At 63.5% G+C, this 19,710-nt stretch carries 18 protein-coding genes; 3 read left to right on the top strand and 15 right to left on the bottom strand.

From position 1 onward, the window contains the following. Nucleotides 1-56 precede the first annotated feature (56 nt). The 10 genes from A5740_RS25135 to A5740_RS25090 form a co-directional block, all read right to left on the bottom strand. On the bottom strand, nucleotides 57-551 hold the full coding sequence (locus A5740_RS25135) for a hypothetical protein (protein WP_076198624.1): 495 nt from the start codon (nucleotides 549-551) through the stop codon (nucleotides 57-59). After that, the gene (locus A5740_RS25130; protein WP_076198622.1) at nucleotides 548-2,143 is read right to left on the bottom strand and encodes an MCE family protein; all 1,596 of its coding nucleotides are present in this window, start codon (nucleotides 2,141-2,143) and stop codon (nucleotides 548-550) included. The genes A5740_RS25135 and A5740_RS25130 overlap by 4 nt, the downstream gene beginning before the upstream one ends. After that, nucleotides 2,143-3,303, bottom strand: a complete 1,161-nt coding sequence (locus A5740_RS25125) for an MCE family protein (RefSeq protein WP_076198620.1) — start codon at nucleotides 3,301-3,303, stop codon at nucleotides 2,143-2,145. The genes A5740_RS25130 and A5740_RS25125 overlap by 1 nt, the downstream gene beginning before the upstream one ends. Further along, the gene (locus A5740_RS25120; RefSeq protein WP_076198855.1) at nucleotides 3,300-4,676 is read right to left on the bottom strand and encodes an MCE family protein; all 1,377 of its coding nucleotides are present in this window, start codon (nucleotides 4,674-4,676) and stop codon (nucleotides 3,300-3,302) included. Before A5740_RS25120 ends, A5740_RS25125 begins: the two co-directional genes overlap by 4 nt. Next, nucleotides 4,673-5,767, bottom strand: coding sequence for an MCE family protein (locus A5740_RS25115; protein WP_076198618.1), 1,095 nt, complete (start codon nucleotides 5,765-5,767; stop codon nucleotides 4,673-4,675). The genes A5740_RS25120 and A5740_RS25115 overlap by 4 nt, the downstream gene beginning before the upstream one ends. Continuing rightward, entirely contained in the window at nucleotides 5,764-6,792 is a 1,029-nt protein-coding gene (locus A5740_RS25110) for an MCE family protein (protein WP_076198616.1), read from the bottom strand. Before A5740_RS25110 ends, A5740_RS25115 begins: the two co-directional genes overlap by 4 nt. Then, nucleotides 6,789-8,069, bottom strand: a complete 1,281-nt coding sequence (locus A5740_RS25105; protein WP_076198614.1) for an MCE family protein — start codon at nucleotides 8,067-8,069, stop codon at nucleotides 6,789-6,791. Before A5740_RS25105 ends, A5740_RS25110 begins: the two co-directional genes overlap by 4 nt. Before the next feature lie 164 nt (nucleotides 8,070-8,233). After that, the gene (locus tag A5740_RS25100) at nucleotides 8,234-8,836 is read right to left on the bottom strand and encodes a nitroreductase family protein (protein WP_076198853.1); all 603 of its coding nucleotides are present in this window, start codon (nucleotides 8,834-8,836) and stop codon (nucleotides 8,234-8,236) included. Nucleotides 8,837-8,880: 44 nt separating this feature from the next. Beyond that, a complete protein-coding gene (locus A5740_RS25095) occupies nucleotides 8,881-9,966 on the bottom strand; it encodes a dihydrodipicolinate reductase (protein ID WP_076198612.1) in 1,086 nt (361 codons plus the stop codon). Between the two features lie 11 nt (nucleotides 9,967-9,977). Continuing rightward, nucleotides 9,978-11,168 carry an amidohydrolase family protein gene (locus A5740_RS25090; RefSeq protein WP_076198610.1) on the bottom strand — a complete coding sequence of 397 codons (1,191 nt, stop codon included), beginning with the start codon at nucleotides 11,166-11,168 and terminating at the stop codon, nucleotides 9,978-9,980. A gap of 81 nt (nucleotides 11,169-11,249) precedes the next feature. Between A5740_RS25090 and A5740_RS25085 the strand changes: the two genes are divergently transcribed. Then, nucleotides 11,250-12,158, top strand: a complete 909-nt coding sequence (locus A5740_RS25085; protein WP_076198608.1) for an enoyl-CoA hydratase — start codon at nucleotides 11,250-11,252, stop codon at nucleotides 12,156-12,158. A 37-nt stretch (nucleotides 12,159-12,195) separates the two neighbouring features. Here the strand turns inward: A5740_RS25085 and A5740_RS25080 are convergent, their stop codons facing one another. After that, nucleotides 12,196-13,209, bottom strand: a complete 1,014-nt coding sequence (locus A5740_RS25080) for an acyl-CoA dehydrogenase family protein (protein ID WP_076198606.1) — start codon at nucleotides 13,207-13,209, stop codon at nucleotides 12,196-12,198. 88 nt (nucleotides 13,210-13,297) lie between these two features. Between A5740_RS25080 and A5740_RS25075 the strand changes: the two genes are divergently transcribed. Continuing rightward, nucleotides 13,298-14,458, top strand: a complete 1,161-nt coding sequence (locus A5740_RS25075) for an acyl-CoA dehydrogenase family protein (protein WP_076198851.1) — start codon at nucleotides 13,298-13,300, stop codon at nucleotides 14,456-14,458. Here the strand turns inward: A5740_RS25075 and A5740_RS25070 are convergent. After that, complete coding sequence (locus A5740_RS25070) at nucleotides 14,447-15,241, bottom strand: TetR/AcrR family transcriptional regulator (RefSeq protein ID WP_076198604.1); 795 nt, start codon at nucleotides 15,239-15,241, stop codon at nucleotides 14,447-14,449. The genes A5740_RS25075 and A5740_RS25070 overlap by 12 nt on opposite strands. A 193-nt stretch (nucleotides 15,242-15,434) precedes the next feature. On the opposite strand from A5740_RS25070, the gene A5740_RS25065 reads away from it, so the two are divergent. Then, nucleotides 15,435-16,622, top strand: a complete 1,188-nt coding sequence (locus A5740_RS25065; RefSeq protein WP_076198849.1) for an amidohydrolase family protein — start codon at nucleotides 15,435-15,437, stop codon at nucleotides 16,620-16,622. An 18-nt stretch (nucleotides 16,623-16,640) separates the two neighbouring features. Here A5740_RS25065 and A5740_RS25060 read toward each other — a convergent pair whose 3' ends face one another. Genes A5740_RS25060 through A5740_RS25050 form a run of 3 tightly spaced genes read right to left on the bottom strand, consistent with a single transcriptional unit; the run spans nucleotide 16,641 to nucleotide 19,677 of the window. Then, entirely contained in the window at nucleotides 16,641-17,462 is an 822-nt protein-coding gene (locus A5740_RS25060) for an enoyl-CoA hydratase/isomerase family protein (RefSeq protein WP_076198847.1), read from the bottom strand. 5 nt (nucleotides 17,463-17,467) lie between these two features. After that, a complete protein-coding gene (locus tag A5740_RS25055; protein WP_076198602.1) occupies nucleotides 17,468-18,565 on the bottom strand; it encodes a hydroxyacid dehydrogenase in 1,098 nt (365 codons plus the stop codon). Continuing rightward, nucleotides 18,562-19,677, bottom strand: coding sequence for a TauD/TfdA family dioxygenase (locus A5740_RS25050; protein ID WP_076198600.1), 1,116 nt, complete (start codon nucleotides 19,675-19,677; stop codon nucleotides 18,562-18,564). The genes A5740_RS25055 and A5740_RS25050 overlap by 4 nt, the downstream gene beginning before the upstream one ends. Nucleotides 19,678-19,710: the final 33 nt, after the last annotated feature.

Genomic DNA, 19,710 nt, shown 5'->3' with positions numbered 1-19,710 from the left:
ATCCGACCAGCGGAATGCGGGTAGTTGTGGCCTCTCACTCACCGATAGCCATCGCACTACACCGGGCTCAGCGTGAATGGCATCTCGATGGCCAAGGGCAGATTGATTCCACAGGCGCCGCTGGGCCCGACTGTCGAGTCCCAGCCCCTGAACGTCCGCTGATCGTTGGTATCCCGGTAGAACTTGAAGATCTGCTTGCCCGGAGCGGTGCTGCCATCGTCACAGCGCACCCAGTCCGGGACGGTGCGTGTGACGAACCACAACTTGCTGACGTAACGCGCCTGCGCAGTCCAACCGTGGTCGCTGGTGACCTGCCCGACGCAGTCGTAGGCACCGCTGCATGTCGAAGTGATGGTCCACGTGCTCGATACCGATGGCTCGTCGTGGAATATCTCGTTGGTCTTGGCCCACTGCCCATCGGATACCGCACGCATCGTCGCATTGATCGCGATGTCCTCGAACGTCGCCTGCGCGATGGGCACCGACCCCACCGCCGTAATCACCGCCGCGGCCGCCGCGGCGTGCCGTATGACGGACCAGTTTCCGGTCATGAAACGCCCACCGCGGGATCGAGGATCAGGTCCTTCCACTTGTCTTGAGACGTCTCTTGCGACGGTCGTACGACCATGTTGGCCTGAACATGGGTCGATCCGTCAGATGCCATGAACCGGCCGGTGCGTGGATCGTAGGTGGCCACCGAAACCGATGGACTTGGCGAGGATTTGGAATACCCGGACGGCGCCACGGGTGTCCCGGACTGGGGAGCATCTCCCGGCAAAAGCTCCGGTGCAGGCGGACCGTCAGCGGGCGCCGGCGCGGAGGAATCGACGCCGGGTGGCAACGGCGTGCCGTCGAGAGGTGCGTGGGTGTGATCGTCGTAGGTCACTCGATCATCGGGGGCCACTCCCTGCGCCAGAAGATTGGGATCGACGGGACTGGGACCGAGGGCGTGCTGGCGCATTGCCAACGGCATGTAAGGCTTGTCGCTCTCACAGATCTCGACTGTCGGTGCCCGCTTCCCTGGCTTACCCATACACGGTAGGTTGCGGGCTCCGCGTACCAGGATCGGGGAATCCTGCGGCAGTTTGCAATACAGACCGTCGGGCGTGTCAATGGTCGTGGTGTCAGCCGGCGAACGCCATTGCGAGGGCGGGAGGTACCCGACCGTACACGCGGGGGGATCGCTTATCTCGATCCTGAAGTTCGCCAGCGGTAGGCCGGTGGCATTGTTGTTCGGCGCAATTGCTTGCAGGTCCGCGAAATACGGCGGGATCAATACCAGAAGTTGCTCTAGGGAAGGCAGATACGTGACACCCACCTGCCCGAGACTCGTCAGATTGGCCAGCAGCACTGGCAACGTCGGCTTCACGCTGTTCAGCAGGCGCGACACCTCCTGCAGAGCGCCCGGCCCCCGCTGCAATATCGTCCGGATCTGGGGGTCGCCGGCGACCAGGCGGTCGGTGACGCCGGCCAGGCTCCGGGCCCATGTTCGGGTTGCGTCGGCCGACTGCACCTGGCCGTCCAGAAGCGGTCCCGAGTCATCGATCAGGGTCTGCGTCTGCCCAGAGACCGTATGGAAATCCCGCGCCACGGTTGCCGACGAGTCGATGAGCGACCCAAGGTCGAACCCCGCGTCGTCGAGCCCCTTGGACGACTCGTCGAGAAGATCGGACAGCTGGTCCTTCGGAATGCTGCCAAGGAGTGCGCTGACGTTGTCGAGCATCGGACCGACAGGTTGGGGGATGCTCGCGTCTTTACGTGTGATGACCGAACCCGTCTCCAGGTAGGGAGGTGCCGAAGTGCGGGGGCGAAGATCAACGTATTGCTCACCGACGGCACTGACACTGCGCACTTCGGCGACAAGATCTGCGGGTATGCGCGGTGAGGAGGCGAGCGACATCGTCGCCTCAGCACCTTCAGGAGTGAGGGTGACGTCGGTGACCTTGCCTACCTGGACGCCCCGATAGGTCACGTTGGACATCTGGTAAATCCCACCACCGGCGGGAAGTTCGAGCCGGACGACGAGGCGACCGAGGCCGAGCAGGGTGGGTGCCTGAATGTAAACGACAGCCATGGTGACCATTCCGACGACAGAGGCAATCACAAAAATCAGTAACTGGATCCGGATGAAGCGGGTCAGCATCAGCCGCCCCCGCTCGGCGGTGCGGGTGCAGGTGGCAGTGGAGCCGGTGGAGATTGCAGGGGTGCGGTGAGCGGGCTGTTGGCGTAGTAGGCGTCGTAGCCGGGGTCTCCGGGAGCCGGCACCAAGTGGATATGTTCGTCTCCCCAACGGGTTCCGGTGAGCAGCCCGCGCTTCAACCGGGGGACGGTGAGATCGAACACCGCGAACAAGTTCATGTAATCACCTTTGATACCGCGATCGATCACGTTTTGTCCGAAGGGCATGACCGGCAAGAAGGCCAGTGCGGTGTCGATTTCGGGCCCGACGTCAGCCAGCGCCCGAACTGTCGGCTCGAGGTTGTGCAATGTGGTGACCAAATCGTTTCGGCTGTCGTCGATCAATCCACGGGTTGTGTCGCTGAAGACTCGCATCTTGTCCAATGCTGTTGTTATGCGAGGACGTTCGGCGATCAGCACATCCAGAGCCGGAGGTACGTCCTTCAGTGTGCGGGTGATGACGCCCCGCTGATCAGCCAGCTCGCCGGCCAACCGGTTCAACGCTTGGATCGACGCGACGATGTCGCCCTGCTGAGTGTCGAACACACCAATTACCTCATTGAGGTTGGTGAGCAGCTCCCGAGCGTCCGATCGGTGCGGAGTAAGCGCGACATCGAAGTTGTGAATGATGTCGCCGATCTGTCCGAGTCCGCCCGAGTTCACCACTGCCGACAGCGTCGTCAGTGTCCGCTCGGTGGTGGGATACGCGGTGGATTCGTTCAGCGACAGGGTGGAGTTGGGAGCCAGGCGCGCCTGCGGCACCTGGCCCGCGGGTACATCGAGGGACAGGTGCATCGAGCCGAGGAGGCTGGTCTGTCCGACCGACGCTTTGACGTTGCCTGGGACGATAACGTCGGGCCGTACGGAGATTTCTACGTCGGCATGCCATCCCGCGACACGCAGACTGCGCACACTTCCGACCGTGACGTCATCGAGCAGCACCGGCGAGTTGGGTTCCAGCGTGCTGACGTTGGACACTTCGATGTGGTACGTGATGGCATCAGAGCCGCGGCCATCAGCGCCTGGCAAGGGAAGCGAGTTCAACCCACCGAAGCTGCAACCGGCCGTGACGAGCGCGCAGGAGCACAGCACCGCACAGCGGCGCAGCGGTCCGAGGAGGTTCACGGTGACGGCGCTCCTCTCTCTGCAGCTCTTGGCGGCTCCGAAGGCGGCGGCACCGGCAGTGCGGGCGGAGACGCCGGCATCAGCATCCCGCTGAGATCTGACTGGCCCGGCGGTGGCCCGTAGCCAGGTGGCGGGGGCACGTCCCCTACGCCGGTGTAGGCAGAGACCGCCGGCGGCGGCTCCGGCGCCTCGGGCTTCGGCCCGGAACCGCCCGGTGCGAGTCCTGGTTCGGTGTACAGCAGATCCTCAGGGGGCGGGACCGATGTCAGGACCGGATTGACCGGGAACGGCAAGTAGTTGAAGTTCATCTGTTTCAACGCGGGACCGAGGTGCTGATTGCAGAGCTTCGCGGTTTCGGGCGCAGTGGTGTTCTCGATCGCACCTATTGCGCCACAAAGGAATTCGACCGGGTTGCTGAAATTGACAAACGTGAAGATCCCCGTCGCACCGCCATCACGGGGATCGAACATGTTCAACGTGTTCGCGATGGCAGTCGGCGCAACATGCAGGATCTGTTTCAGGTCGCGCTGATGATCCACGACGTTCTGCGTGACGCTGGCCAACCCTCTCACCTGCTCTGCAGCTGGTTCGCGGGTGTCCCGCACGAACCGCTGGACCTCGCTGACGACTTCGGAGACATTGGTCAACATCGCATCGATGTCGGACTTGCTGCCGTCGAGAACACTGGTCAGGCTGGCGAGCCGATCCTGAAATTCCACGATCTGTGTCGAGCTGGCCTTCAGCGTCGTGATGAACCTCTGCAGGTTCTGGATGGTCCCGACGATGTCGCCACTTCCGTCGGCCAGGATCCTTCCGGCGTTGGACAGTTGGGCCAACGTTTCACGAAGCTTCGGCCCATTGCCCGCCATGGCATTTGCGGCGCTGTCGATCACCCGTGCCGTCGCCGTGCCGGACACCCCGTTCTGGGGCCCCAATTCGACTGCGAGTCTGTTGAGTTGGTCTTTGACTTCATCCCATTCAACGGGCACAGCAGTACGTTCCAGCGGAATCTCGGCGCCGTCGGGCATCCTGGGGCCACTCCACCGGTAGGGCGGCGTGAGCTGAACGTATCGCGCGGAAATCAGGTTTTGAGCCACGATGACAGCACGCGCGTCTGCCGGTATCGGCACGTCGCGATCCACGGTCATCGTCATACGCACCGAGGTTCCAGCCGCTTCGATCGACTTGATCGTGCCGACCCGAACACCCGAGACCTTCACCTGGTCTCCCGGGTACACAGCGGTCGCTGTGGTAAAGATCGCCGTCAACGTTCGCGGCGAGAAGTAGCGCATGTGGACTATGCACGCCACACCGGCGATCAGCAATCCCACCAGCAACAGCGTGGTGAGTCGGGCAGTTCTGCGTCTGGTCACCGGCCCCACTGCTCCTGGGGTTGTGGAATACCATTGCGCGGAAATGGAATTTCGGCGCGCGGCCCGGCATTGTCCGGTGGTTGACCGGCATCGGTTCCTCGACGGAACCCGAAAGCGTAGTCGAGAAATGGCTGTAGCAGTGAGCCCTGGGTGAGATTGGGGATGTAAGCCACGTAGTAGGGACCGTTCGCGACCAACTCGCTCAAACTACTCTCGTACTTCGCCAGCCCAGGGATCGCCTTGGCCAGGTTGTCACGGTTCTTTTCCAGGACGGCCGTCACCGAGTTGAGCTTGTCCAAGGTCGGCTTCAATTCGGCCTGGTTCTCGTTGATCAGGGTCGTAATGTGTTGGGCCAGTGCGGAAGTGTCGGCGATGAGGTTGACGATCGCCTGCCGGCGCTGGACCAGCTCGCCGGTGAGATTGTTGGCGTCGAGGATCAGTGTGTTCACCGCATCGCTGCGCTGAGCAAGGATCTCGGTCACCTCCGAGGTGTTCCGCAAGAGCTCGGAGACCTTCTCGTTCCGGCCGCTGAGCGTCTTCGACAGCCGGGTGAGCCCATCGAAGGTCGGGGCCAGTTCCGGGGCAATTTGGTCAATCGTGCTCGACAGCACGTCCAGGGCCTGGTTCAAGGAGTCGGTATCGGTATGCGCAACGTTGGTGGTGAGGTCGCCGACGACGTCGGTGAGCGAGTACGGAGAAGCGGTACGTGTCATCGGGATCCGGTCGAGGGGGGCCATCGTTCCCGACCCCGTCGACTCAAGCGTGAGCATGCGCTCACCCAGCAAGGTTCCGGTACCGATGTGGGCCGTCGTCTGGGAACCGAGTCGGACGTTGTGATCGACTGCGAACGTGACCAGCGCATCACCATGGTCGAGCTCGATCTCGGTCACGGCGCCGATCTTGACTCCGGAAATCTTGACGGGATTGCCAGGTTCGAGACCCCCGGCTTCGGCGAACGCCGCCTGATACCTGATGGAAGACGCCCAGTTGATCAGTCGCTCGGGCTGAAGTCCCACGGCGACGATGAGGACTATGAGGGCAACACCGATGAATCCAGCCCGGATGACTTCCTTTCCGCGGTATTTGTTCATGGGTTCTCCGCGCACCTTCCGGTCTCCTGCTTGATCCAGGGGAACACTGCGGTGCGGCCCTGCAGATCGCTGACCCGCCAGGTCACTCCACACAGGTAGTAGTTGAAAAAGCTGCCGTAGGAGCCGATTCGGGCAAGCTTGCGATAGTTTTCGGGAGCCTTCTGCAATGCACTGTCGATCAGTTCTTTGTCAGAGTCCAATGCCGGCGCCAACCTGTTGAGCTGATCGACCGTGGCGGTCAGCGGCGGGCGAACATCGCCGAGCAGACTCGCCACGGACGCAGTGCCGTTGCTCAGCGATTCGATGGCCACACCGATGGAGTCGCGGTCTGCCGCGAGGTCGCCAACAAGTTGTCGAAGCCGGTCGAGGGCAACGCCGAACTCTCGGCCACTCTGGCTGACGGTTCCGATCGCATCGTTGAGATTGTCGATGAGGCTCTCGATGACCTGACCGTTGTCGGCCAGCGTACGAGTGAAGGAAGCCGTGCGCGCTGTCAACGAGTGTAGGTTTTCGCCCTGGCCCTGCATGATTTCGATCAGTGTGGCGGTGAGGGCGTTTACATCCTGGGGATCGAGTCCCCGCATGACCGGTTTCAGACCGTTGAGTAGTACGTCGAGGTCAAGTGCGGGAGAGGTGCGCTCGACCGGAATCTGCGAGCCCGAAGCCATGATGTGCGTCGAGCCCGGTCCTTCAGAGAGGTCGAGGTAGCGGTCCCCGACCAGGTTCAGGTAGCGGACGGACGCTCGCGTCCCGGTCGTCAGCGCCACCGCGGTATCGGCGCCGAAGTCGACGACGACGGCCTTGTCCGGTCGAAGCGTGACTGCCTCCACCGTTCCGACGCGGACTCCGGCCACCCGCACGGAGTCCCCGGCCTTGAGGTCCGAGACATTGGTGAACACGGCAGAGTAACGATGACCCGCGCCACCACGGTAATCGGCGAAAACGGCAATGAGCCCAGCCGTCAAAACCACCATGACAGCGGCGAAGGTGCCGAATTTCAACAGGGTGAATCTTCCGTGGCTCATCCCGGCATTCCGATCTGCGCCGAGTTTCGGGGAGGACCGTCGACGCCTGATCCGAGCAGCCATTGCTTGAGCGCCGCAGTATTCAATTCGTTGCCCGGGTTCCCGTACTCCCAGGGGTTCGTCCCGACGTCGGCAACGACGTAGGGCGGGCGCGTCTCGAATGGCACCTGCGGCAGGCCTACGCACCGTGGGCCACCTGTAGCTGCCACCTTCGGCAGATCCGAGGGATATCGGTAGGGATCCGCCCCCCACAACAGCCCCGCGGTGACCTCGGCGCCAGGCACCCGCAGCGGCGGCACTTTGGACATGTTGACTGCCCCGGCAAGCGCGCAGTAGAGCGCCTGGTTGTAGGTGTTGGTCAGACCGGTGATCGGTGAAAGCAACCGAAGGACGTCGGTGAGCGGGTGTCGATTGGTGCCGATGACGTCGTTTCCGATGTCGGCGAGCCCGATGACGCTGGTGAGCAACGAGTCCAATCCGTCGCGCTGGTCCACGATGGTCTTGCTGATCTGGCTCGCGTTGCCCATCGTGGCAAGCAGGTCCGGCACTGCGTCCGCATACGTGGTGAACACCTCAGGCGCAACGGCGATGTCGTGGCTGAGGTTGAGCAGGCTTGGACGGATCTGGGCCAGTCCGGCGTTGGCGTCGGCGATCATTTCGCCAAGGGTCTGTCCCCGGCCGTTGAGGCTGGCCGAAAGGGCGCTCACGGTCTCGTTCAGTTGCTCAGGTTTGATCGTCGACAGCACCGACGTCAATTGCTCGAACACCGTGTCGATCTCGACGGTGACATGGTCACCTTCGATCACCTGGCCTGCGCGCACAGTTTCCTGGGACGGATTCGGCGGCGCATTCAGCGAAACAAACTTCGCGCCGAACACCGTCGAAGAGGCCAGGTCGACGCGCACGTTCGCCGGAATCATCGACACGGCTGCCGGATCGATGGCCAAACGCAAGAGCGCCCTGCCATCTGCGCGTTGTTCGATCGAGGACACCTTGCCGATCTGGATGTCACGCATCTTGACCTTGGCGTCTGGGTTCATGACCAGACCGGCGCGGTCAGAGACAACAGTGATCGGCACAGTGTCGTCGAAGCCCCCTCGGAACAGCGCGGCACTCAGCGCCACGACCGCGCCCACCACGAGAACCATCATCATGCCGGCCAGGGGACGAATGATCCCGCTTACCCCGAAACTGCGCCCGGCCCTGCCGGCCACCGGACTCGCCTGGCTGTCGGTTTCCGATCGGTGTATCGGTCCTGGTCCGAAATGTCGTGTCACTGGGCTCTTTTCCGGCTATTCAGGCGCTCTGGTCACGGTATGACTGCAGTGAAGGACAAGGCAGCGTTCATCGTATGCAAACACATCATCTCTGAACAGAGAATAACAATATTCATATCTGGTAGAGCATCCCTCTCAGGAACGCGCGCACGGCATCATGCCACTCAGACCTGCCAGGGCCGGTCCCAGCGGTCACACCTCGCGACTTCCGACAACGGCCGGCGACGGACGGGGTGATGCCGACCTACGGGCCATCCCGCCGTCAGCAGCGTTGCGATTTTCCAGTCGTCGGGAATACCGATGAAAGAACGCAATTCGGCGTCACAGGCGTCCTGCCACAGCGTGATGGCGGCTCCCAGTCCCTGAGCACGCGCGGCCAGCAGGAAGTTCTGCACGGCAGGGAAGATCGACCCGCCCTGTTGCAGCTCTGTCGTTCCCCGTTGCGGTTGCACGCAGAACAGCACCAGCACAGGAGCTGCACCGCCGATCCGCATGTGTTCGGCCATCGTCCGCAAGGTGCGGGATTTCGGATCATCGGCGGCATCGCTGACCGTCGGCAGCTTGTAGAAGTCCTTCATCACCTCCCACGTACGCCGCGCCGCGGCCGAGACCATGTTGCGGAGTTCAGGAGTATTGAGCACCACGAATCGCCATGGCTGCCCGTTACCACCCGATGGCGCCCAGGATGCCGCAACCAGACACTTCTCCAGGACCGCATCCGGCACCCGCTCGTCACGGTAGCGCCGGACGGCCGTCGCGGTGCTCATCACCGTCCACAGGTCGTCCGAAACGTACTCGGCCGCTTGGTTGGTCACGCGTCAACCGTTCGGGGCATGACCCCTCGCCAGCTGCCTCCCCGCACCGGCCCGGTGATCAGGGGAAGGTCCAACGTGGACAGCAGGCCGGGTTCGGCCTCGATGACGGCCGGGATGGCGTTGAGCTCGCGCATCACCGTTGCGTAGGTGAGCCCACGCATGTTGTTGCCGCGGCCATGCATCTCGATGTCGACGGTGTAGGTCGGCATTCCGTCGACAATCACCCGGTAGCCACCGTGCGGTGAAGGGTGCCGCGGCCAGTTCGGGGCGGACTGCTCCCCCATCCGAGTGATGTGTTCCAGCATGATTCGTTCTTCTCCGTCGACCATGCCGGCGAGTTTGAACCGCATACCGCCCATGGTTCCCGGCTCGATCCAGCCTGAAGCGACCTCGTACCGCTCGGTGGCCAGCCATTTGTCGATGGTCGTCACCACATCATCGAGCGGCAACCCGACACCGTCGGCGACCAAATGGATGATCGGCGCCCACAGCGCGGCCAGCCGGGTAGCGTCGAACAACGGTGCCGGGTAATCGGGCTCGTGGCCGAAGCCCATGAAATCGAACATGATCTCGGGCTGTGCGATCGGACCGTAGTCGAGGATCTCCAGCATGGTGATGGTGTCGACTCGGCTGCTGAAACCGGTCATCGTCAAGGCGATGACGTCGTTGGCCCAGCCGGGATCGACGCCGCTGTTGAACAGGCTGGTACCGCCCTCGCGGCAGGCGGCTTCCAGCAGCTGCACAGTTTCACGGTCTGCGGCCGGTGGATAGCACAGCGGCACAAGCGATGTGCAGACCACATTCTTGCCGGCACGCAGACAACGAGCCACGTCCTCAGCCGCCTCGTGGTAGCGGTAATCGCCAGAGGCGAAAAAGGCCACGACATGGGCGTCGATCGCGAGAGCCGCACCGATATCGCGAGTGGCGATCACGCCGGTATCGGGCAGACCGCAGATATCGCCGGCATCGCGACCGTCCTTGGCCTCCGAATGTACGATCAGCCCGACCAGATCCAACCCGGGGTGCGCGATGACCGCGCGCAATGCCCCGATGCCCACCTGGCCCGGTCCCCACAGGATCACTCTTGGATTGCTCATCCTCGCGACACCACCGTCAACAGCTCGCGCAGGTTGGCGCCCATGATGCGATCGATCACAGGTTCGTCCAGGGCAGCGATCTCGGGAGTCAGCTCCGCCGGGTGCGCCAGGCCTTCGGGATGCGGATAATCCGACCCGAACAGCACCCTGTCGGCGCCGATCAGGTCGATGAGCCCGCTCATGTCCTCCTCGTGGAACGGATTCACCCATACATGGCGTTTGAATTGGGCGACAGGGTGTTCCGCGAACTCCGCGGGCATCTTCTTGTAGACCCGGTCGAAGAGTTCGACCAGCCTGGGCACCCAGTTGCCGCCGTTCTCGATGACACCTATCCGTACGCCCGGGTGGCGCGTGAAGACACCGTGAGCCACCAGCGCCGCACACGTGTCCAGGATCGATCGCGCGTCCTCGTACACGATCGTCTTGAAAGCATCGGGTTTGAACGGCAGGTACTCCGCTCCGGCCCCCTCCCAGTCACGGCTGTACCGGTCATAGCCGGAGTCACAGGCGTGCATGAGCACCGGGATGCCGTGGTGCGCCAGTCGCGCCCAGAACGGATCGAAGTACGGCTGCCCCATCGAGGTGGTGTGACCGGAGACCGTCGCCACCGGCCGGGGGTTCACCAGGACCGCGCGAGCGCCGCGCTCCACACACCAGTCCAGTTCAGCTACAGCCTTGTCGACATCGGGAAGGGTGATCACCGGCGTTGCGAAAATACGGCCGCGGTAGTCGAAGCTCCACTCCTCCAGCAGCCACTCGTTGTACGCGTGGACAACCGCGTGCGAGAGTTCGATGTCGTCGGTCATCCGTTCCTCGAGCATGCCGCCGGTTGTCGGGAACATCACGCAGGCGTGCACACCCTGCTCGTCGAGTAACGCCAACCGCTCTTCGGCCCGCCGGAACGATTCTGGGCAGGCGATGGGATTGGCCAACTCCCGCAATGACTTTCCGTCCGGATTGATCCCGCGGAAGTAATCTGCCCAGGCCCCGGGAGACGCAACAACATCGTAGGTCGGGTTCGGAATGGTGTCGGTGAGCCGGCCCTTGATCATCAGCTTCGTCTGACCGTTGACCTGGATCCACTGGATCGCGCTGCGGTACTGCTTCGGCAGATGCCGGGTGTAGGCATCGGTGGGTTCGTACAGATGGTTGTCGGCATCCCAGATCTCACGGGCCGGATGGGTCATCGGGGCTCTCCTGACGCATTATGAGAACATTGCTTCTCACTGACCGATAACATCATTACCACAAGCGGCATAGGGAGAACAGTGGACGGATACCGGTTCCTGAAGTTGCAAAGCTACGACGACGGCGCAATCGTGCGGATATCGTTGAATCGCCCCGATCAGCGCAACGCCCAGAACCGCGGCATGCTCGCGGAGCTCGACGAGGCCTTCGGCGCCGCCGAGGCCGATGACACCGTCCGGGTGGTCATCTTGGCCGGTGAGGGCAAAATGTTCTCGTCCGGCCACGACATCGGATCAAAACAGGCCATCAGCGAGTATCTGCCGGGCCCCGGCCAACATCCGACCGCGGCCATCAACGGTGGCACCCGCGAGGGCGCCGAGAAATGCATGCTGCAGGAATGGCACTACTTCTTCCAGAACACTCTGCGCTGGCGCAACCTTCGCAAGATCACCATCGCGCAGGTGCACGGCGATGTGTTCTCTGCCGGTCTGATGCTGATGTGGGCCTGCGACCTGATCGTCGGCAGCGAAGACGTGCGATTCGCGGATGTGGTCGGCACTCGGCTGGGCATGTGCGGCATGGAGTACTTCGGCCATCCCTGGGAGTTCGGTCCGCGAAAGGCCAAGGAGCTGATGCTCACCGGTGATGCCATCGACATCCACGAGGCACACGGACTGGGCATGGTCAGCAAGGTGTTCACCCGAGAGGACCTTGCCGACAACACGCTTGAACTCGCGCGCCGCATCGCCGCGGTGCCCACCATGGCCGCTCTGCTCATCAAGGAGTCGGTCAATCAAACCCAGGACAACATGGGTTTCTACAACTCCCTGCAGGCGTGTTTCACCTTGCACCAGCTCAATCACTCGCATTGGGCCGGTATCCGCGAGGACAAACTGGCCACCGCGGGCCCCGAACAGGGCGTGCCGGACTGGCGCAGCGCCCCGCCGGTAGTACTCGCGCTCAAGGATCAGGTCCGGGCGCCCGAATGAAACCCATAGAGGTCGCCCTGCGGTCGCGGACCGCCGATCAGCAGGCGGTGCCGTAGCGGGCATCCGCGACCCTGTCCAGTGCGGTCACCGGGTCCCCGTACACCATCATCCATCCCCGAGCCCGGCGGTAGTACAGCTGAACATCGGCCTCCATACCGAAGCCGTAGCCACCGTGCACATGCAGGCTGGTGCGGGTCGCCCCGCGGGCGGACTCAGCGGCGAAGGCAAATGACATGGCGGACAGTTCGGTTGCCCGGCCGGGCTCATCGTCGAACGCACACGCCGCCTTGAACGCCAGCAGCCGGGCACCGTCGACGGCGGTGGCACCGTCGGCCAGCGGATGGGAGACCGCCTGGAAAGACCCGATCGGCGCACCGAATGCGTGCCTCTCCTTTGCATACTGCGCGCCTACCTCGATGGCCCGCGCCCCGATGCCGGCCAACGCAGCCGCGGTCAGTGTGAGCCAGCGATCCAGCCCTGCCGAATAGACATCCACCGCCACATTTCCCTCGGCCAGGGTGACCGCCTCCGCGTCGATCTCCACATCGGCGAGCGGCAAAGTGCCGAGGTTCTCGACGATGGTGCGCGTCCGAATCGGCGCGGCCACCAGGCGGTCTCCGATCAGCGCGATCACCACGTCGGCGACCGCACCCGCCGGCACCAACGCGAGTTGAGGCCGAGGGGTAGGGCGGGGCGAGAAGGTGACCAACCGCTCCCCCGACGCCGCCGCGGCAAGCAACTCCGCGCCGGTCGCACCGCATCGGGCCAGGAGCCAGGCGGCCACCTGAGCCTCGATCACCGGAGCGGAACCGGTTGCCCTGCCGTGCTGTTCGGCCAGCAGTGCCAGTTCCAGAACCGATGCACCGCAGCCGCCATGCTCCTCGGGGACAGCCATCTCGACCGCACCGGTAGCACTCAGCGCCGCCCACAGGGCGGGGTCGAATCCCAGTGGTTCGGCGGCACGCACCCGTTCGGTGCTGGATTCCCGCGCGTACAAGGCAGCGAACGAATCAACGAGCTGGCGTTGTTCCTCGGACAGAGTCAGGTCCACGTCGCTCCACTCCTGCGGATATGATAGTTCTCACTTTTGAGAGTATCAGTATCTACACGGACAGTTCGACGACAGAGGGTATGTGGGCATGCACTTTCGGCTTGATTCGGAGACCACAGCATTCCGCGACGAGGTGCGCGCACACCTACAGGAAGTCCTTACGCCGGAATTCGAGGAGCAGATCTATCGCAGCGGGGTCGCCCACGACGACGGCTTCGCCAAGGGCTTGGTCGAAGAAGGCTACTTCGCCCCGGGCTGGCCGGTGGAATTCGGCGGCCAGGACCGCGGTCCATGGGCCGAGCAGGTGGTCAAGGAACTCATGATGCGATTCGACGCACCGGTCTACCTGTCGGAGACCACCAGGATGGTGGCATCCATCATTCGCGCTATCGGCTCCCCGGAGCTGCAGGAGAGGATCGTTCCGTCCGCGATGAGCGGGGACCTCACGATCGCGCTGGGTTTCACCGAACCCGAATGCGGCTCAGATGTCGCCGCGGCGGCCACTCGCGCCGTACGTGATGGCGAGGATTGGGTGATCAACGGCTCCAAGATGTTCACCACGAACGGCCACATCGCCGATTTCGTCTTCCTGCTTGCCCGTACCAGCCCAGAGAAGCCCAAGCACAAGGGGCTCACCATGTTCCTGGTGCCGCTGGACAGCACAGGATTCGAGGCACAGGCTGTCTGGACACTATCCGGAGAGCGCACCAACATCACCTTCTACAGCGACGTCCGTATCGGCGACCAGTGGCGCGTCGGCGAGATCGACGGCGGCTGGCAGGTTCTCGGGCTGTCCCTGCGGGATGAACACGCCTCGGGCTGGGGGCCCCACATTGCCAGGTTGCTCCACCACGCTGAGCGGTGGGCGCGGGCAACCCCGGCCGAGGGTTGTCAGCCACCCATCGTCGACTCCGATGTGCGACGCCGAATCGCCAGGGTCGCAATGGAAACAGAGGTCTCAGAGTTGCTGCTGCGACGCTGCGTATGGATGAGTGAGCAGGGCAGGCATCCGGTCGCGGAGGGCCCGATGTCCAAGCTCTTCAGCACCGAGGCGCTGGAGCGCGCCAGCCAGGACATCGTCGAACTGCTCGGACCGGACGGGGTGCGCAGCTACCTCGACCCGACCGCACCCGAACACGGAAGATTCGAGCAATTGATGAGGTTCTCCCTGGGCACGACGATATATGCGGGCACCAGCGAGGTACAGCGATCGATAATTGCCCAGCGCGGGCTCGGCCTACCCCGTTAGCTTGCCGGACCGGCGAGCCGTGCCGGCGCGTGGCGCAGACTTGGCCCGCGCCGGTTTCGGCTTCTCGTCGGCCGGCGGCGAGACCGCCTGCTTGCACCAGGCCCACAGTTGATCCTCGCTGAGCGCGACTGCTTTGGCCCCGACCTGGAAGACCCCGATCTGCGCGAGTGCGGTCAGCGTGGAGTTCAGCAGCGTGGTCAACTGGGCGGGGGTCAGGTCCTTCCGCACCAGGCCGGCCCGTGAGCAGGACGTGACGATCTTGGTGAGCAGCTTGTGATGCGGCTCCCAGATCTTCGCGAAGTCGGCGGGTCGCTCGATCTCCAGGCTCAGGTTGTAGATGGTCATGACCCGACCGCCGACCTTCTCCGAGGATTCCGCCCGCGAAAGGAACCCGCGGCAGAAGGCTTCAAGTTGGTCCATCGGACCATCGGCTGCCGCGACCTCTTGGCGGATGCTCTCGGTGAACTGGCTGGTGACGTTCTCATATAACGCGAGGAGCAGTTCTTCTTTACCGGCAAAGTGCTGGTAGAAGGCCCGCAGGCTCAAGTTCGAGCGGTCGATGAGGGCCTGGATGGTGAAATCGGCTCGACCGGACTCCTCGACGAGTTCCAGCGCGGTGGCCAGAAACCGTGAGCTGCGCGCCAGTGCTCGCGCACGCGCGGTGCTGAGCCGTCGTTCGATGGTCCGCTGCTGCCAACTCGCCGCGGGGATGTCCAACTCGGCATCAACGATCTCCAACTCGGCTCCCGCACTGCTGGGATTCGTGCCCTTTTTCGCGTTCATGATGCCTAGCAGGATACGGGATCGCCGGTGAGAATTTGCGATCTACATTCACGGGTATGTTGATTTTCACGCCCACATCCCACTGCCGGATACGCAGCCAGACAGCATGCGCTATCGTGAGAACGGTCATTCTCGCAATCGGGAATTCTTTGTATCAGGGCGCCTGTGAAGGAGTGCAGCTTTGAGCTCAGCCATCTCAACCGATATCCCCATCGTCTCGCCCGACGACCACCTGGTGGAGCCAGCGGATCTGTGGACGAGCAGGCTGCCGGCACGCTATCGCGACGTCGGCCCGCGCATCATCCGGCACCGTGGGCGCATGGACCCGACCGTCACCTCGGATGTCGCGTTCATCGACGATGCGGACGGCCGCGATGCCGACATCTGGCACTACGAAGACGCGATCATCCCGATCCCACTGATCAGCGCCGCCGTCGGCTATGAAATCGACGAGCTGACAACGGACCCGATCACCTACGACGAGATGCGGCCCGGTTGCTACCGTCCGGCCGATCGCCTCGCCGACATGGACATCGCGGGGATCGAGGCCTCGGCCTGTTTCCCCAACACCCTCGTGCGCTTCTGTGGGCAGCGGTTCCTGCACGGCAAGGACAAAGACCTCGCACTGCTGTGCGTACAGGCCTATAACGACTTCCAGATCGAGGAGTGGGGCGCGGGCTCGAACGGGCGACTGATCCCGCTCGGCATCATCCCGCTCTGGGACGTCGACCTGGCCGCCCAGGAAGTGGACCGCGTCGCCGCCAAGGGGATGCCGGCCGTCTGCTTCTCAGAACTGCCGGCGCGCTTGGACCTGCCGTCCATCCACAGCGGTTATTGGGACCCTTTCTTCGCAGCGTGCGAGCGCAACAATGTCGGCATCATGCTGCACATCGGGTCGAGCTCGTCACTGACGAAATCCTCTCCCGATTCCCCGCATGTCGTCACCAGCGCACTCATGGCGGTCAACTGCACTATCGCACTGGTGGACTGGCTGTTCTCCGCCAAGCTCAGGCAATTCCCGAAGCTCAAACTCGCCTTCGCCGAGGCGCAGGCCGGCTGGATTCCCTATTACCTACAGCGGGTCGACGAGGTCTGGGAAGATCGCCGGGCCTGGGGTGGCATCCATCCCTTGCTCACCGAGCCGCCGAGCACTCAGGTTCCGGGCCGGGTATGGTTCTCGACCTTCGGCGACCCGGTGGCGTTCCGGATCCTCGATCTGGTCGGACCCGACCAGCTGATGTTCGAGACCGATTACCCGCACAACGACACCAACTGGCCGCACAGCACCGACGTCGCCAACAGGGCCACCGCCGGACTGGACGAGGAGACCAAGCGAAAAGTGCTGTCCACCAACGCAAAGAACTTCTTCGGCTTGACGTAGCTCGCGTCGCGTGGCGGGCTAGCGAGCCCGCCACTGCGGCGCGCGCTTCTCCAGGAATGCGCGCGGACCCTCGATCGCGTCCTTCGTGAGTGCCACCTTCATGCGGTAGTTCTCGGCCAGCAGTTCGGCCTCATAGATCGGCAGGGTCAGCCCTTTTCGGACCGCCATCCGCGAGCCACGCACCGCCAATGGTGCATTCGCATTCACGGTGTTGGCGATTTCCCACGCCCGCTCCATGAGTGCATCGGCGGGCACCACCTCGGTGAAGATGCCCAGCTCATAGCCTCGCCGGGCGTCCAGACGCTCGTGCCGGCCCATAAGCACCAGCCGCATGGCGACTGGCAGCGGCAGGATCCGCGCCAGCCGCACAGCTTCCCTGCCGGAGGTCACCCCGATGCTCACATGTGGATCCATCAACGTCGCTGTCTTCGAAGCGATGGTGATATCGGCCGTGGTGACAAGATCCATCCCAGCTCCACAGGCGATTCCGTTGACCGCGCAGATGATCGGTTTCGTCATCTGAAGCCAGGGCGGCGTGGCCTCCTGGGGAGCATCCCACTGCCGTAGCGAGCTCAGGATGGGCTCACCCTGATTGTCGATGCCCGCCGCGTTCTCCATGTCGTGGTCGGCAGCCTTGTTGACATCGGCCCCGACACACAAAGCCCGCCCCGCTCCCGTGATGATCACGGTCCAGATGTCCTGCGAGAGTTCGATCTCGGTATAGACCTCGGCCAGTTCGGCGATCATCTCGTCGTTGATGGCGTTGAGCACTTCGGGGCGGTTCAGGGTCACGCAGGCCGTGTGCCCGCGCACCTCGAACTCGATTGTCTGATATCCCACGCTGGTCACCTTCGGTTCGGATCGAGATCTGCCGGGTCCGGTTGGGCATTCGGCCGGAACCCGAACATGTCATGGAAACGCTCGCAATAACGCGGCCACACATCCGGATTGAGCAATCGCGGCGGCAACTGACCCCCGAAGATGGTCGTCCATTGGGTGGCGGTGGCCACCGCGATATCTCGGGCGGCTTCGACGGTGATTCCCGCCGTGTGCGGGCTGGCGACCACATTGGCCATCTGTAGCAGCGGATCGTCGGCACGTGGCGGCTCGGTGTGAAAGACATCAAGGCCCGCCCCGGCGATATCACCACTGCGCAGGGCGTCCAACAGAGCGGTCTCATCGTGTACCGGTCCGCGCGCGGTCGTGATGAAGTACGCGGTGGGCTTCATGGCGGCGAACTCGGCCCGTCCGATCAGACCTGCGGTCTCCGTCGTGAGCGGGCAAGTTACCTGCACGAAGTCGGACCGCCGCACCAGTTCCGCCAGCGCCACCCTGGTCACTCTGCGGCCCACGGCCGCCACCTCGTCCAGGTATGGGTCGAAGACCAGGACTTCCATCCCGAACGGTGCGCACAGTTCCACCAACCGACTTCCGATGGCCCCCAGTCCGATCACACCGAGGGTCTTGCCCAGCAATTGGGTGCCCCGCAACGCCAGCCGGTTCTGCAGCGGGCCCGCGCGCAGAGTCCGGTCCGAGACCGTGATCTTCTTCGCCAGATCGAGCATGAATCCGAGTGCGTGTTCGGCAACGGCCTCCGCACCCGGACCCGAGTTGTTGCATACCGCCACCCCGGCACGGGTACAGGCCTCGACGTCGATCACGTCGTAACCGGCACCGGCCGAACAGACAGCCAACAGGTTGTCGCAGCGCGAGATCAGATCGGGTCCGGCAAGCCACTTCGCTCCGCCGGGTACCGATGCCGTGTCGGTGCGGGTGGCCACCTGGTAGCCGTGCGCCGACTCGAGCGCCGCCCAATTCTGTTCGTCGGATGCCGAGAGTTCCAGCTTGACGACATCGATATCGGCGAGCCCGAGCACGTCGCCGGCGATCGGATCGGTCCACCGCTCATAGACCAGCCGCGGATGCGGCCCAACTCCGGTCACCTGTTCAGCTTGGGCTTGGCCTGCGCGGCCTTGAACATGTCGGCCAGCGCGCTGTCGACGTTCTTGTAGTCGTTGCGCGCGATCGCGCCGTCGCGACCCTCGACGATGTCGTAGCCGAGCCGCAGATCCTTGTTCTCCATGTGGAAGTACTCACGGCCCAGTGGCAGCCTGCGGTCTTCGCGGGGGACCTCCATCCAGGCGCGCAGAAAGCAGCGAGCCTTCTTCGGATCGTTGCTGCTGACGAAGTCCGAGCGCGAGTGGCACATCGCGAAATTGTTGGCTACCGCCGCCTCACCCGATTCGAGCCGGAACTCCACCTGCTGCTCCACGAGGATGTTGCGCAGGAGTTCGATCGCCTCCTCCTGGATCGGTGTGAATTCGCGACCGATCGTCTTCATCGCGGGAAGGATGCTGCTGTAGGTGAAATTGATGCAGATGCGGCCGTCGATCTGAGAGAACACCGGCACGTCATAGGGCGTGACATCGGGTTGGTCATCGGGTTGCTCGCTGCGGCGATGGTGCGGGAACCCCTGGTACAGCACCTCGAGCAAGTCCGGCCGCTCGACGAGAATCCGATTGTGCGCGGCGGGGCCGCTGGCGAACTGGCTTTCGCCGCCGGAGAGTGCCGGGTACACACACAGCAGCGACAGAATGTCGGCGGCATCGTTGTGCATGGCCAGCTCCGCGCTGGATTTCGTACCGCGCGCCGGCTGCACCCCATTGGGCAGGATCTCTTCCTGCACCCGCACCAGTCGATGCCCAAAGGAGTTGTTGGACACCGGATAACCCAGGTGCCAGCAGAACGCCCAGTAGATGCGCTCGAGCTCTTCCACCGAATGCTGCTCGACCGGGAACCCGCGGACGCATGCCAGCCCTTTGCCGAACATCAGATCCCGGTACAACCTCGCGAGGTCGTCATCGAGGTCGGGGTGGCGGACGTCGTCGAAGGTGATGTCGTCCCGGTCCTTGGCGGCCGTCTTCACCAGGATCGACTCCAGCGCCGCCACGTTGCGTGCCGACAGATCGAAGCAGAAATCCTCCTTGCTGGTGAAATCGGCGCCGGTCCAGGCCATCGAGTCGGTGACCTGTTCGGTGTAAATCGCGGTGGGCATCCGTGCTCCTGTCGTCGTGACGCGGCCTGTGCT

The sequence above is a fragment of the Mycobacterium sp. GA-1841 genome (assembly GCF_001954135.1).
Taxonomy (GTDB): Bacteria; Actinomycetota; Actinomycetes; order Mycobacteriales; family Mycobacteriaceae; genus Mycobacterium.
The sequence above is the reverse complement of the archived record's forward strand: the minus strand, read 5'-3'. Positions and strand labels throughout refer to the sequence as shown.

Coding starts and splice junctions, on each gene's coding strand:
- A5740_RS25135 (WP_076198624.1), bottom strand. CDS start 551: ATGACCGGAAACTGGTCCGTCATACGGCACGCCGCGGCGGCCGCGGCG.
- A5740_RS25130 (WP_076198622.1), bottom strand. CDS start 2,143: ATGCTGACCCGCTTCATCCGGATCCAGTTACTGATTTTTGTGATTGCC.
- A5740_RS25115 (WP_076198618.1), bottom strand. CDS start 5,767: ATGAACAAATACCGCGGAAAGGAAGTCATCCGGGCTGGATTCATCGGT.
- A5740_RS25110 (WP_076198616.1), bottom strand. CDS start 6,792: ATGAGCCACGGAAGATTCACCCTGTTGAAATTCGGCACCTTCGCCGCT.
- A5740_RS25100 (WP_076198853.1), bottom strand. CDS start 8,836: ATGAGCACCGCGACGGCCGTCCGGCGCTACCGTGACGAGCGGGTGCCG.
- A5740_RS25090 (WP_076198610.1), bottom strand. CDS start 11,168: ATGACCCATCCGGCCCGTGAGATCTGGGATGCCGACAACCATCTGTAC.
- A5740_RS25075 (WP_076198851.1), top strand. CDS start 13,298: ATGCACTTTCGGCTTGATTCGGAGACCACAGCATTCCGCGACGAGGTG.
- A5740_RS25070 (WP_076198604.1), bottom strand. CDS start 15,241: ATGAACGCGAAAAAGGGCACGAATCCCAGCAGTGCGGGAGCCGAGTTG.
- A5740_RS25050 (WP_076198600.1), bottom strand. CDS start 19,677: ATGCCCACCGCGATTTACACCGAACAGGTCACCGACTCGATGGCCTGG.